Source organism: Candidatus Amarobacter glycogenicus (genome assembly GCF_016704105.1).
GTDB lineage: Bacteria > Chloroflexota > Dehalococcoidia > Tepidiformales > Tepidiformaceae > Amarobacter > Amarobacter glycogenicus.
In genome coordinates this window covers 1-12,483 of the sequence record NZ_JADJAT010000023.1, presented here as the reverse complement: position 1 = coordinate 12,483, position 12,483 = coordinate 1, and the positions used below count along the sequence as shown (strand labels likewise).

Genomic DNA, 12,483 nt, shown 5'->3' with positions numbered 1-12,483 from the left:
CGTAGATCGGCGCCCGGTCATGCGCCACATCGCGGTTGAGCGGCGCCGTCACCAGCAGGTGCGTGTTGTCGACGCGGCGAAGCAGTCCTGTACGAGAGAAACAACCGCTGCAACGGGCCGAGGGTGATAGGTGTGCGCATGAGCGTCAGGCCGCCGATGGCGACGATGGGCTGCGACCGCGTGGTAGCAGTTCGTCCCATTTTGCCAGCATCTCCGGCCAGGGCCGGGTGAAGAAGCGTGGCAGATAGAGCATGGGCAAAGCATGCAGCTTGCTCCAGGCGTAGTAGCGAAATTCCGACATGAAATTCCACAGTTCGATGCCGGTGAAACCGTTGACCTCCAGGCATGCCACTCGTAGGTGTCTGACAGCAAGGGCGATGCGTTCGATGGGATGGGCCAGGAAGGTGACCGCGCCCTGACTGCGCGCTGCGCCGCGTTGATCAGGGCCTGCGGTTCGGCGCGTGCGTGCCTGACATCGGTCTGCACGCCCGCTGACCAGGCAGTGATTGATCTCTGGCTGCAGGCTGGCGTCGTTGACTTCTTCGCCCACCAGCAGCACGCGCGCGGCCAGTGCCAGCCTTCTTCCTGCGAGACCAGGACATTGTGGTCGGTGGCGATGATGAAATCGAGTTGGTTGGCCTGCGGCCGCCACCAGGTCCTGATGGGTACCGGTGCCGTCGGGTGGAATGGTGTGCATGTACAGGTTACCCACCAATTCCTGCCAATCGGTCCCCCGCCCGAGATGTTCCTACGTCACTCACGATTTCCTCCACCTTCTGCAAGGCGATGGCGATCTGCTCATCACCGATCTTGACCATCTGATGCACCTTCGCGGCCTCCGGGGCGCTGCCTGGCGTCAGCGAGACCGCCAGCGTCTCACGCTGAATAAGAAATCGGCGAAGAGGACGAAGGCTGCGCGCTTTCTCCTGCGGCTTCATGCGCGATCTGCACTCGATCATCAATCGCGAAGCCGGCCTCCTTGCGCAGGGTGTTGATGGCTCGCACAGATCGCGCGTAGCCCTTCCGCCACCAGTTCGGCGGTGAGATGGGTGTCAACCGCCACGGTCACGCCCTTGTCGCTGGCAACCGCCAGGCCGCCGTGATTCGGTCTGCACCAGGATGTCATCGCCGGCCAGGCTGATGGGAACGCCGCCCAGGTCAAGGGTGATGGCGCCGCCATCTTGCAGGGTCGTCTGCTGCCACCGGATCGAGAGCGCAGCCAGGGCGCCGCGCACCAGTGGAAGAGCTTGCCCAGGCGTGGCCCCGGCACCCGGTTGTTCGGCAGCAATTTATAGGCGACTAATGCGCCCACCTCGGCCACCACCTTAATCTGTTTGACGTTGATCTCCTCCGCCAGCACGTCGAGCAGTTCGATCATATCGCGGCGCCTGCTGGGAGGCGACGTGGACTATGCGCCGTCGCCAGCGGCTGGCGCAGCTTGACGTCGGCGCTGCTGCCGCGGCTCGCTTCCCAGCGCGGCGATGGCGATTGCCAGGCCCATCTTGTCGAGCAGGTGTCGGTTCACCCGCTCGGGATCAGCGACCGGCCAATCGGTGTGATGCACGCTGACCAGCGCGTCTGTGTCCACGCTGCGCACCAGGTTTTGATACATCGCCTCGGTGGTGAAGGGCACGAATGGCGCCAATAACTGTCAGCGTCACCAGCACCGCCTCGTAAAGGGTCTCCAGGGCCGCCAGCTTGTCCGCGTCGCGTTCGCTCTTCCAGAAACGGCGACGCCCCGCGCACGTACCAATTCGAGAGATCGTCCAGGAAGGCCTCTCGATGACCAGCGTGGCTTGCAGCGAGTCAAAAGCCGCCAGCGACGCGGTGACTGCGACCACGGTTTCGTGCAGACGGGCGCTGATCCAGGCGTCCATCTGGGCGTTGGCCGTAGAAGAAGATGTCGGTGACGTTGCTTGCCCGGGCTGCCAGTCATCCAGGTTGGCATAGGTGACGAAGAAGCTGTAGACATTCCACAGTGGTATGAGGAAGCGGCGGCGGGTTTCATCGCCCAATTTGTAGCCGAAGAGCATATTCTGTTCCGGCCGGTGATGAAGATAGAGCCAGCGCATGACATCGGCGCCCATCACGTTGGCCGCCTCGTTGAACTCGATCGCATTGCCCACGACTTGTGCATCGCGCACCGTCTTCGGCCAGCAGGGTGGCGAAGCCAGGACGTTCTTGAAGGGCGGTCGGCGCACCAGCGCACGCTCTGCGCCAACAGGCTGTAGAACCAGTTGCGGAACTGGCCGGGGAAGCTCTCGGTGATGAAATCGGCCGGGAACCAGCGCGCCCATTCCTCCGGCTTTTCGCGGTAGTGCATGGTGCTGAAGGCGACGATGCCGGCGTCGAGCCACGGATTGCCCACGTCTTTGATGCGCGCACTCAGCGCGCCGCATTGCGTGCAGCGAATCTTGATGGCGTCGATGTATGGACGGTGCGGCGTGTGGCCCTCGAGACCTCATAGCCTTCGACGGCGCGTTCCTGCGACTCATGGTCACTGCCGACGACATCGAAATGACCGCAGTCAGCGCACTCCCAAATGGGCAGCGCCAGGCCCCAGTAGCGCTTTTTGCTGATCATCCAATCGTGCATGTTGCGCAGCCAGTCCATCTCGCGGTCGTAGCCAAACTCAGGATGCCAGTTGATCTCATCCACCACATCCATGATCTGGTAGCGCAAACTGGCGTCCTTTTCGGCCGCAGTCACTTCGCTGCGCGGTTTGTCGTAAGCGCCCATGCTGATGAACCACTCATCCACCAGGCGGAAGATCAAGCTCTTCGCCGCAGCGCCAGCAGGTGGGGTAACGATGGCTGTAGCGTTGGGTGCGATAAAGGACATTTTTGGCACGCAGGCTGTCGAAGATCGGCGGCCACGTTGGCACATGACTGCCCGTCAGCCAGGCGAAGCCATCCAGGTAGATGCCGTTTTCATCCAGGGGCGCAATTACCGGCAGGCTGTGCTCCTTGCTCAGGTGAAAGTCCTCCCGCGCCGCAGCCCGGCGCAATGTGTGCGATGCCGGTGCCTTCTTCTTCACCCACATCCTTCCAGGCGATGACCCGATGGCGATACGCGCCGCTGAGCGCCGCCTCCGTCGCCGGCAGTTCGTCGAAGGGGCGCGGTACTCCCAGCCGAGCATCTCTGCGCCCTTCAACTCGCCCACGATCTCGAATTTGCCCTTAGCGTGCTCTTGACCGCGCCCTGGGCCAGGTAATAGGTCCAGCCGTCATCCTGCGTCACCTTGACGTAGGTCAATGTGAGCCCCCACGGCCGCGGCCACGTTGCTGGTCAACGTCCAGGGCGTGGTGGTCCACACCAGGAGCGCTTCTTTCTCGCGGCCCACCAGCGGGAACTTGAGATAGACCGACTCGTGTGTCACTTCCTTGTAACCATCGGTGACGATCTCGTGCTGGCTGATGCCGGTGCCGCAGCGGTGGCACCAGGGCATCACGTCGGTGCCCTTGTAGAGCCAGCCCTGGTCATGGCACTTCTTGAGGAAGCTCCAGATCATGTAGTTGTTTTCGTCGCTGAAGGTGTAGTAGGAGCCGCCCACGTCCGGCATGCCCAGGCGCCCCACCACCTGTTCCACCGTGCCGGTCACGGGGCCGTTCGCCCCCTGGATGGTCACCGGCTGTTCGGCATCTTCACTGAGCAGGCTGCGCAGGCGACGCAGCTCGACCGGGTCGTTCCAGTCCATCCAGTAGCCCAGGCGGATGGATTGGTCGGTCTGCACCGCAGAGAATTCGAGCACGCGCATCTTGCACAGCTTGACGAACTCGGCCAGGCCAAACGCCTCGATGTCGCGTTTATTCTTGAAGCCCAGCTCCTTTTCGACGTTCACCTCAACCCACAGGCCCTGGCAGTCGAAGCCGTTTTGCCAGCGCTGATTGTAGCCCTGCATCGCGTGAAAACGTTGATAGAGGTCTTTGTAGGTGCGTCCCCAGGCGTGATGCACCCATCGGGTTGTTGGCGGTGATGGGGCCATCGAGGAAGCTCCAGCGCTTGTCGCTGGTCGCGCAGGCGGCGCAGCGCATTGAAACGCGTCGGTCTCCCGCCAAAACTTGAGGATCTCTTGTTCCAGGGGCCACGAAATCTACCTGGTTTGGTACGTCTTTGAACGCCATTCTTTCTCTCCCCAAAAGCATTGTATCAGGACATAAGAAAAGTGAAATCAAACGTGCAGGTTGAGACCGACAGCTTTCGGTAACTTCGATAGCGGTCTGCAACAATCTGCGATATTCTTATCTTGAAGCAGACCTCTATTCAGTTTCCGGCTGTAAATGTGTGGGCGCTGCACATGCTTGGGATAGAACTCCGCAAGCCGAAAATAGCGAAAAGCTCTTGCGTCGGCCGAGCAGATAAGTCTACAACCGGATGCAATGATGATTGCCACAATGTGAGGGTCATCGAAATCCGAATGAGATAGCGTTTGTGCCAATCGTTGTTCAATCTCACCCACTCTAACGCTATCTATCTCAACGATTTTTGACACTTTCTTCAACTCAACGAGCAACCTGAAGTATTTGGTTGCCTTGGCAAGCTCTCGTTTGTATGTCGTCCCGCCGTAAACGATCTTCCCGTTTCCAAGAACAATCCACTCGAGGACCGGTCTGAATTCAGCATGATGTTCAGATTTCTGGTCGAATACCGAAGCAAGGGAATTTGTGTCAATCACAATACACATATTACAGTCCCAGAATCCTCATTTGCTCACGAACAAAGAATTCCCGAAAATCGCTTGGTTGATCCTCTGAGTACTCTCCGTTTTTTCTATCGGGATCCGAGTAACTTTGTTACCATCGCGGTTCCTGCTGAAGAATAGGATTTGCGAGTCTGGACAGGAATCGCCGTTGATGCTGCGATAATTCAACCGAAACCTGTCAATCAGATAGTCGCTATGGGTTTCAACATAAAACTGTTTTTTTCAGAGACGACTAACCGGAAGATTACGTCGCCGAGAGCCGCTTGGCTCTTGGATGCAAATGCACTTCTGGCTGTTGGATAGCGAATTTGCTGCCTTCTGGGCGCGCAAACATCTCGACGACAACTGGAAGTGCCTGTGAAACGCCGTAGCCAACGTTTACCAGGGCTATATGTAGGTTGCTCAACACCACTCTTAGTTCGAAGGGAGATGCTACCTCCTTGCCAAAACCCTTGATTTCCAGTTTTTCGAACAGACCACTTTCCAGGCCGAATCTCTCAATGAATTCTCGAAACTCAGTAGACCCCTTGCTCTTGAGCAATCTTCGAATCAGGTATGGGGTGTGTTCGCCCTCTGGAGTGAAGTCCAGTTTATATTCATCGTAGGTACGTTTAGGTTTGCTCCTTATAGGGGCCAACCAAGTCATGTTGTGAGTGAATCTTGGCATACGAATGCTGAATTGATGCTTGTCGTATTCTATGGCGCTTTCATCATGTATTTGTTGTATCAATTGGTCAACGAACATGAGGGCCATCCGCCGATTGAAGGAGTCCTGCCTTTGCAATTGCTTGAAATCCTTGTCCTCCGTCAGGGCCGATATCCATCTCTGGAAAACCCCCCATAACGAATTCGGGAAGTAAACTCTCTTTCTCTACGTGCCGGAACTGGTAACGAATTCCCTTACCATTGAATTCGATTCTAGCTTCTCCCTGCCATCCAATGTAGTCGTATTGACAAATGAGAGGGTTGTTGTCTACTTCTTCGAAAGTCATTAATACTGCTTCATAGTATTGAGAGTATTGAGACCTGTTTTCATCGCTCGCCGAGTCAGGTACAATATATCCAACCCTAAAGCGCCCTCTTGTTCCAGAATGCGCACTGGCAATGTCCCTAAAACGGCCCAGGTTCACGACGTCGCTATTGAAATTTTGGCTGAACCAGAATTGGGGTGATCCAAGTAGAGAAATCAATGACAAGACCGATGTCTTTCCCGTGCTGTTTTCTCCGACGAGAAAATTGACGTTCGTGAGCGGAATCAGCGTATTTTGGAAACCCCGGAAATTGTCTAGATATAGCCAATTACTCACTGATGCTTTCCTCCTGCTTGCTCGACAAGGCACATGAGTTGATCTGTGTGCTCACGCGGATTGACCGGTCCCAGTGTGTTGAACTCGCGCATGACTGTCTCTTTTCCCATTCTGCACAGAACTTTGCTCTGTGTGTGGTCACAGACCAGGCAAGTATAGCACAATTGCGCTGGTTTGCCAGAAAAAAACAGGCCGGAGTCTCATACAAGACTCCGACCTGTTCAGCAGGCGAGCGATTGAGATCGCGCCTGATGGGCGCAAACGCTACTGCCACTTCTCCAGCGCCGCTTTGACCGCCGCGCAGAAGGCGTCGGCCGTCGCGCCGTCCAGGATGCGGTGGTCATAGCTGAAGCCCAAGGTGGTCATGGGCAGGAAGGCCAGGTAGTCGCCCGCGCTGGCCTCCAGGGGACTACCCTTGCTCACCACCACCGGCCGCTTCTCGATGGCGCCGACGCCCAGGATGCCGGCCTGCCCATTGACGATGACCGGCGTCTGGAAGCGGCTGCCGGAGGTGCCATAGTTGGTCAGGGGTGAAGGTGCCGCCCTGCATCTCATCCGCGCGCAGTTGATTCTTGCGCGCCCGCTCGGCCATCGTTGACCGCACGCCACGCCGAGCAGGTTCAGATCGCCGGCATTCTTGATGACCGGTACGATCAGGCCACCGACGCCATACGAGTCCGCGGGCAGGGCCACCGCCATGCCGATGTGGTAGGCGCGCTTGATGATCAGCCCGTCGTCGGTCCAGGTCGAGTTGGCGGCCGGCACAGCCTTGAGTCCGGCCAGGATGGCCTGAATCAAATAGGCCGTGACCGTCAGGTTGACGCCCGCGGCCGCAAATTCGGCCTTGTGCGCCTTGCGGTGTTCGAGCACCGCGACCATGTTGACATCCCACATGGTGGTGACATGCGGAATGCTGAACGCGGCCTGCGTGGTGTTGCGGGCCACCAGTTGGCGCATGCGGTTGTGCGCCACGAACTCCTCGCCGGCCTGCAGTTTGGCTGGGCCGGGCGTCGGGGCGGCGGCCGGCTTGGGCGGCGCCGCCGGCGGTGGCGGTGAAGCAACCGGCGCTGCCTGCTGCTTTTGGGCCGCTGGCGCCGCCACCGGTGCGCTGGTCGGGCCACGCGGCGGCACGACCACCGGCTTGCCCGCGCTGCGCGCTGGCAATGGCGCTGAGAAGATCATACTTGGTCAGCGCGCTCAGCGGCGGCCGTCCCGCGGCCACCTCGCGCAGGTTGATGCTGTTCTCCGCCGCCAGGCGCCGCACGGTGAGCGATGCCAGGTCGCGCAGATCGGCATCGGCGCTGACAGCCGTGGCCGCGGGGATCGGCCCAGGCGCAGGCATTGGGGCGGGAGCCAGCGCAGCCGCCGGCGCGTTCTTCTGCGCCGCCTGCTGGGCCAGAACATCCTCTTTCGTGACCTGACCGCGCGGGCCTGAGCCTTCGACGCCGCTCAAGTCAACGCCCAATTGCTCAGCCATCCGTCGCGCCACGGGGTGGCGGGGGCCCTCCGGCGCGGTTTCGGCCGCGGGCGCTGCAGAGGGCGCCGCAGTTTCTGCCGACGCCGCGACCGCAGATTCCACCACGGCTTCGCCTGGCTGTCCCACAATCCCCAGCAGCGGATTGGCCGGCAGAATCTCGCCGTCGCTGTAGTTCAGTTGCAGGATGACGCCACCCACCGTGGCCGGAACCTCGGTATCCACCTTGTCGGTCGCCGCTTCCAGCAGAATATCGCCCGGCTGCACCGTGTCTCCCACCTTCACCAGCCAACGGGTGACGATGATGCCATCTACGCCTGACAGATTCTCAGGAAATCGCAGTTCTGTCGCCATTGCCTTACTCCTTGCGCGCCGCGGCGGACACGCCCAACATTTCCAGGATCATCGCCTTGATCTGGCGCTTACGCGGCAGCATCTCTTCTTCCAGCGTCATCGAGACCGGGATCGAGACCGGCGGCGCGCCCAGGCGCCGCGCCGGCGCTTTCAGCAATTCCGGCGCCTCTTCGTACATGCGCGCCACCAGTTCCCGCCGATGCCGTTCGCGGCATGCGACTCATGCACTGCCAGCAGGCGTCCGGTCCTGGCGACCGAATCGAGGACCGTCTCCATGTCCAACGGCACGATGCTGCGCAGGTCAACCACTTCGACCTCGATGCCGTACTGCTTGGAAAGCTCGGCCGCGGCTTCGAGGGCCTGCAGCACGCAGAAGCTGAAGGTCGCCACGGTGATATCGCGGCCGGGCCGTTTGACCTCAGCCTTGCCGATCGGCACGACATATTCCACGCCGGCCGCGGGCACATCGCCCTTGGTGAAGTAGAGCAGCTTGTGTTCGAGGAAGACGACCGGGTTGTTATCACGGATGGACGCCAGCAGCAGGCCCTTGGCGTCGTAAGGCGTGCATGGCGCCACCACCTTCAGCCCAGGATACTGCGCCAGCGTGCTTTCCACCGACTGACTGTGCTGTGAGCCATAGCGCTTGCCGCCGCCCTGCTGCCCGCGAATGACCATCGGCACCTTCACCAGGCCGCCGTACATGTAGTGCATCTTGGCGGCCTGGTTCAGAATCTGATCCGCGCAGACCAGGAAAAAGTCCATGTACATCAGTTCGCAGACCGGTCGCAAGCCGGCCATGGCCGCGCCCACGGCCATGCCAATGAAGGCCTGCTCGCTGATGGGGGTGTCCAGCAGGCGCTTGGGGCCGAATTCATCGAATAAGTTACGTGTGACGCGGAAGAGGCCGCCGTACTGCCCCGTCTTCACCCATCAGGAAGACGTTACTGTCACGCTGCATCTCTTCGCGTAAGGCTTCGTTGATCGCTTGAATATAAGTTGTTGTTCGCATCGCCATTTTTGGTATACTCCTTACGCCGCCTCAGGGGGCAAAGACGTCGGTGTAGGCCTCGGATAGATCGGGCCACGGGCTTTTCTCGGCAAATTCCACGGCCGCCTTGACCTCTGCCTCCACCTCGTCGCGCACCTGCTGCATCTCAGCCTCGCTGACCCCGCGTGCGACCAGCTTCTGCGTCAGCACCACCAATGGCTCATGCTGACGCTGATACTCGATCTCCTCAGGCGTGCGGTAGGTCTCCAAATCGCCCGCCATATGCCCTGACAGCCGATAGGTCAGACCTTCGATGAAGGTGGGGCCTTCGCCGGCCCGCGCCGCGCCGCGGCCTGCGAGATCGCGGTGTAGACCACCTCGACATCGTTGCCGTCAATCTGCACGCTGGCCATGCCATAGGCGCGGGCAAACAGATAGAGTTCGGGCGGCGAGGCGGTGCGATAGGTCGGCGTCATTTCGGAGTAGCGGTTGTTCTCGCAGTAGAAGATGATCGGCAGCTTCCACTTGCTGGCGATGTTGAGCGTCTCGTGCATGACGCCCTGGAAAATGGCGCCTTCACCAAAGAAGGTGATGGCGACGCGGTCCTCGCCGCGCAGGTAACTGGCCAGGGCCAGGCCGGCCGCGTGCGGCACCTGTCCGCCCACGATGCCGTTGCCGCCATACAGGCCCAGGCTCGGCTCGATGAAGTGCATGGAGCCGCCCTTGCCACCGGCAAAGCCGGTGGCGCGGCCCAACACCTCGGCGATGGCGACCGTCGTCTTCATGCCGCGCGCCAGGGCGTGATGGTGGCCGCGATAGGTGTGAGTGATGTAGTCGTCAGGGCGCAGGGCCGCGGCCATGCCAACCGCGCTGCCCTCATGGCCAATGGCGGTGTGCATGGCGCCGCCAATCTTGCCTGAGACGGCCATCTCAAGCAGCGATTCCTCGGTTCGCCGGATGAGCACCAGGGTGTGGAACATCGCTTTCAGTTGCTCGGTGGGCAACTGGATGACCTCCAGCTTGGTGTCCGCGCCAGATGACCAAAGATTCGTGGTCAACGAATTGGACATAAACATTTCCTTCCCGTTCTGTGACATGGGTTCGTCGCGCATCGGGTGCGCGTGATTCAAGTTTGACGGTTGATTGCCATCAGACGTAACTGGATCGGGCAACAAAAAGACACAGGCGTCTATCATTTGCATCGAGTGCGTCAAGACGCCTCGTGTCTTCACGACAATGATTCGAAGTTGCGAACTATTATACACACGCCGGGCCGGATGGCAATGCACCTACCCGTTCGGTAGGTAGGTAGCTACCCGGTAGCATGTTTGCATTGCCGTAGGTCCGACCCTCCTGGTCGGACCACGTTGGACGAGAGCTGCAAGCTCTGCGCTCTCATGCCTGCTTGACGTGAGTCACGCCCGGCTATCATACACCGGTATGGCAAAAACCACGGACTCGCCTAACTCGCTGCTCATTCGGCCGGAGATTCGTCTGCGTCCGGTCCCGGACCTGACCATAGACCCGCCGCCGACCTTGCCCTCTACCAATTGAAGCTCTGGCCCGCACCTGCAACTCAGCAAGCGGGGGTTCGAAGAGCTTCGCGCTGCCGTGGTTCCCTTCCAGCCCTTCGATTACCAGATTGCGCCGCACGCACCGCTTTGCGGCGTTTGCGCGGTGCAGTCTGCTGGCCGACGAGGTGGGCCTGGGCAAGGCGATCGAGAGCCGGCCTGGTGCTGAAGGAATACCTGCTGCGCCAGATGGTGTCTCGGGTCTGATCCTGACCCGCCCGGTCTGGTGGAGCAGTGGCAGGAAGAACTGGCGGTCAAGTTCGATCTGACCGGTTTTGTCACCAGCAACAGCCCGGAGTTTCGCGGCCTGGGGCGGGCGCCTGGGAACGCTACCCCCGCGTCATCGCGTCGCTGGGCCACCGCGCCGCGCCGAACGATGCCAGCGCCATCCTGGCCAAAGAATACGACCTGGTGATTGTGGACGAGAGGCCCATCATCTCAAGAACCGCTCATCGGCCTCCTGGCGGCTCGTCAACGCTGCAGAAGAAATACATCCTGCTGCTCACCGCGACCCCGGTGCAAAATCGGCTCACGGAGCTGCATAACCTGGTCACGGTGCTCAAGCCGGGCCAACTCAAGAGCCCCAAGGAGTTCAGCCAGCAGTTCGTGGTGCGCGGCGACCCGCGGCTGCCCAAGAACCGCGCCTTGCTGCGCGAGCTGCTGGGCGACGTGATGGTGCGCCACACGCGCGGCCAGATCAGCCTGAAGTTGCCGCCCCGGCGCCCACACCCATTCGCTTGAAGCTGCATCCCGACGAACAGGCGCTCTACGATGGCATCGCGACCCTGGCCCGCCAGATGATCGCGGACCAGATCACGGCCGCCGCACCGCTTCGGGGTGATGACCCGTTGCGCGAGGCGGGCAGCAGCGCCGCCGCGACCATTTCCACCTTGCGCTCGCTGGCCGGCAGCGGCGCCCCTGGCGCCCTACCGGGCCACACTGCTGCACCTGATCGCGCGGGCCGAAACCGTGGTCGCCGCGGCCAGGGCGGACGCCCTGCACAAGCTGTTGACCGCTCGGCTGGCTGACGGTCGGGGGGAGCAAGGTGATTATCTTTACTCAGTTCCGCCACACAGGAGATGCGTGGCTGAGCGCCTGCTGGGAGAGAACATGCCTTGCGTGGTCTATCACGGCGGCCTCAGCACCATGCGCAAAGAATGCGGGCGATTCACGGATTTCAGGACAACCAACCGATCTTGCTCGGATCACCGAGGCGTCGGGCGAAGGCGCAACCTGCAATTCTGCCGGGCGATGGTCAACTTCGATCTGCCTGGAACCCGATGCGACATCGAGCAGCGGGTCGGTCGCATTCATCGCGTGGGGCAAAGGGACAGCCCCGTGCACATCTTCAACCTGGCCGCCGAAGCATTTCATCGAAAAGCCCCGTGTTTGAATCCTGGATCGTAAACTGAACCATGTTCGAGCTGGTCATTGGCGAGATGGATATGATCCTGGGGCAGATGGGTGACGAGCGTGTTCGAGAGATCATCCTGGAGATTTGGGCTGAAGCTTAGTCACACCCAGGACATGCAGCAGGGTATGACGGGTCTGGGCGAGGACCGGTGGAAGCATAGCGGCCTATCGGCACGCCCAGGAGTACGATGAAGCCTTGTTTGGAGAGGATTTCAACTCGGAATGAGTGATCAGGAAACGACTGAGCACTTCGATCTGTAGCTCGCTTTGTGTTGGGTTATCTCGAACGCGAGGGGCGGCGTGCTTGCCGCGCCCGCCTACGGCATGCATGAGATGTTGTTGCCCGATGCACTGGCGGCGGGACTGCACGTCGAAGCCTAGCTCTGAAACTGATCTTCGATGCCAGTGGAAACGCCGAAGCCCTGCGTTTCGGTGAACCAACCCCTGGTGGAGGCGATTGCCAGCCGTCTGTTGGGCGGGGTTGGCTACGCCCAGGTGGCAGTCAACCACGTGCGGTTGGAGAAGCGGGGCCTCTTCGACCCGCCAGCGGCTGAATCCTGGGGCTTTCCCAACGCCCGCCTCAGCCCGCAACGCGCGCGGCGGAGCAGGCCGCCGTACGTCACTATCTGCGCTTCAATTTCAAGGTCACCTTTCTCAGCGACGAGAAGCAGGAG

The 12,483-nt window shown here is 60.5% G+C and carries 18 protein-coding genes and 1 pseudogene; 3 read left to right on the top strand and 16 right to left on the bottom strand.

Annotated elements, in window-relative coordinates; genetic code table 11:
• Window positions 1-145: 145 nt before the first annotated feature.
• From IPG14_RS18890 to IPG14_RS18820, 15 genes and pseudogenes are all read right to left on the bottom strand, one after another.
• Entirely contained in the window at window positions 146-697 is a 552-nt protein-coding gene (locus tag IPG14_RS18890; RefSeq protein WP_343392827.1) for a hypothetical protein, read from the bottom strand.
• A 7-nt stretch (window positions 698-704) separates the two neighbouring features.
• A complete protein-coding gene (locus IPG14_RS18885; protein ID WP_343392826.1) occupies window positions 705-938 on the bottom strand; it encodes a hypothetical protein in 234 nt (77 codons plus the stop codon).
• 20 nt (window positions 939-958) lie between these two features.
• The gene (locus tag IPG14_RS18880) at window positions 959-1,378 is read right to left on the bottom strand and encodes a hypothetical protein (RefSeq protein WP_343392825.1); all 420 of its coding nucleotides are present in this window, start codon (window positions 1,376-1,378) and stop codon (window positions 959-961) included.
• Between the two features lie 157 nt (window positions 1,379-1,535).
• Complete coding sequence (locus IPG14_RS18875; RefSeq protein WP_343392824.1) at window positions 1,536-2,126, bottom strand: hypothetical protein; 591 nt, start codon at window positions 2,124-2,126, stop codon at window positions 1,536-1,538.
• The gene (locus tag IPG14_RS18870; RefSeq protein ID WP_343392844.1) at window positions 2,087-2,377 is read right to left on the bottom strand and encodes a class I tRNA ligase family protein; all 291 of its coding nucleotides are present in this window, start codon (window positions 2,375-2,377) and stop codon (window positions 2,087-2,089) included. Before IPG14_RS18870 ends, IPG14_RS18875 begins: the two co-directional genes overlap by 40 nt.
• Before the next feature lie 8 nt (window positions 2,378-2,385).
• Window positions 2,386-2,775 (bottom strand): class I tRNA ligase family protein, encoded by a 390-nt coding sequence (locus IPG14_RS18865; RefSeq protein WP_343392823.1) that lies wholly within the window; start codon window positions 2,773-2,775, stop codon window positions 2,386-2,388.
• Complete coding sequence (locus IPG14_RS18860) at window positions 2,753-3,037, bottom strand: hypothetical protein (RefSeq protein WP_343392822.1); 285 nt, start codon at window positions 3,035-3,037, stop codon at window positions 2,753-2,755. Before IPG14_RS18860 ends, IPG14_RS18865 begins: the two co-directional genes overlap by 23 nt.
• 189 nt (window positions 3,038-3,226) lie before the next feature.
• Window positions 3,227-4,069 carry a class I tRNA ligase family protein gene (locus IPG14_RS18855; RefSeq protein WP_343392843.1) on the bottom strand — a complete coding sequence of 281 codons (843 nt, stop codon included), beginning with the start codon at window positions 4,067-4,069 and terminating at the stop codon, window positions 3,227-3,229.
• 102 nt (window positions 4,070-4,171) lie between these two features.
• Window positions 4,172-4,675, bottom strand: a complete 504-nt coding sequence (locus IPG14_RS18850; protein ID WP_343392821.1) for a type II toxin-antitoxin system VapC family toxin — start codon at window positions 4,673-4,675, stop codon at window positions 4,172-4,174.
• Window positions 4,676-4,946: 271 nt separating this feature from the next.
• Complete coding sequence (locus tag IPG14_RS18845; RefSeq protein WP_343392820.1) at window positions 4,947-5,456, bottom strand: hypothetical protein; 510 nt, start codon at window positions 5,454-5,456, stop codon at window positions 4,947-4,949.
• Window positions 5,437-6,009, bottom strand: a complete 573-nt coding sequence (locus tag IPG14_RS18840; RefSeq protein WP_343392819.1) for an AAA family ATPase — start codon at window positions 6,007-6,009, stop codon at window positions 5,437-5,439. Before IPG14_RS18840 ends, IPG14_RS18845 begins: the two co-directional genes overlap by 20 nt.
• Before the next feature lie 264 nt (window positions 6,010-6,273).
• Window positions 6,274-7,173 carry a 2-oxo acid dehydrogenase subunit E2 gene (locus IPG14_RS18835; RefSeq protein WP_343392818.1) on the bottom strand — a complete coding sequence of 300 codons (900 nt, stop codon included), beginning with the start codon at window positions 7,171-7,173 and terminating at the stop codon, window positions 6,274-6,276.
• A gap of 668 nt (window positions 7,174-7,841) precedes the next feature.
• A complete protein-coding gene (locus tag IPG14_RS18830; RefSeq protein WP_343392817.1) occupies window positions 7,842-8,015 on the bottom strand; it encodes a hypothetical protein in 174 nt (57 codons plus the stop codon).
• Entirely contained in the window at window positions 7,988-8,764 is a 777-nt protein-coding gene (locus IPG14_RS18825; protein WP_343392816.1) for a transketolase C-terminal domain-containing protein, read from the bottom strand. Before IPG14_RS18825 ends, IPG14_RS18830 begins: the two co-directional genes overlap by 28 nt.
• A gap of 112 nt (window positions 8,765-8,876) precedes the next feature.
• Window positions 8,877-9,754, bottom strand: a pseudogene (locus IPG14_RS18820) (thiamine pyrophosphate-dependent dehydrogenase E1 component subunit alpha).
• An 876-nt stretch (window positions 9,755-10,630) separates the two neighbouring features.
• Between IPG14_RS18820 and IPG14_RS18815 the strand changes: the two are divergent.
• Genes IPG14_RS18815 through IPG14_RS18805 form a run of 3 tightly spaced genes read left to right on the top strand, consistent with a single transcriptional unit; the run spans window position 10,631 to window position 11,803 of the window.
• Window positions 10,631-11,137, top strand: coding sequence for an SNF2-related protein (locus IPG14_RS18815; RefSeq protein WP_343392815.1), 507 nt, complete (start codon window positions 10,631-10,633; stop codon window positions 11,135-11,137).
• Window positions 11,134-11,424 (top strand): hypothetical protein, encoded by a 291-nt coding sequence (locus IPG14_RS18810; protein ID WP_343392814.1) that lies wholly within the window; start codon window positions 11,134-11,136, stop codon window positions 11,422-11,424. The genes IPG14_RS18815 and IPG14_RS18810 overlap by 4 nt, the downstream gene beginning before the upstream one ends.
• 55 nt (window positions 11,425-11,479) lie before the next feature.
• A complete protein-coding gene (locus IPG14_RS18805; RefSeq protein ID WP_343392813.1) occupies window positions 11,480-11,803 on the top strand; it encodes a helicase-related protein in 324 nt (107 codons plus the stop codon).
• Between the two features lie 491 nt (window positions 11,804-12,294).
• Here IPG14_RS18805 and IPG14_RS18800 read toward each other — a convergent pair.
• A partial coding sequence (locus IPG14_RS18800) for a hypothetical protein (protein ID WP_343392812.1) occupies window positions 12,295-12,483 on the bottom strand: 189 nt, incomplete at its 5' end.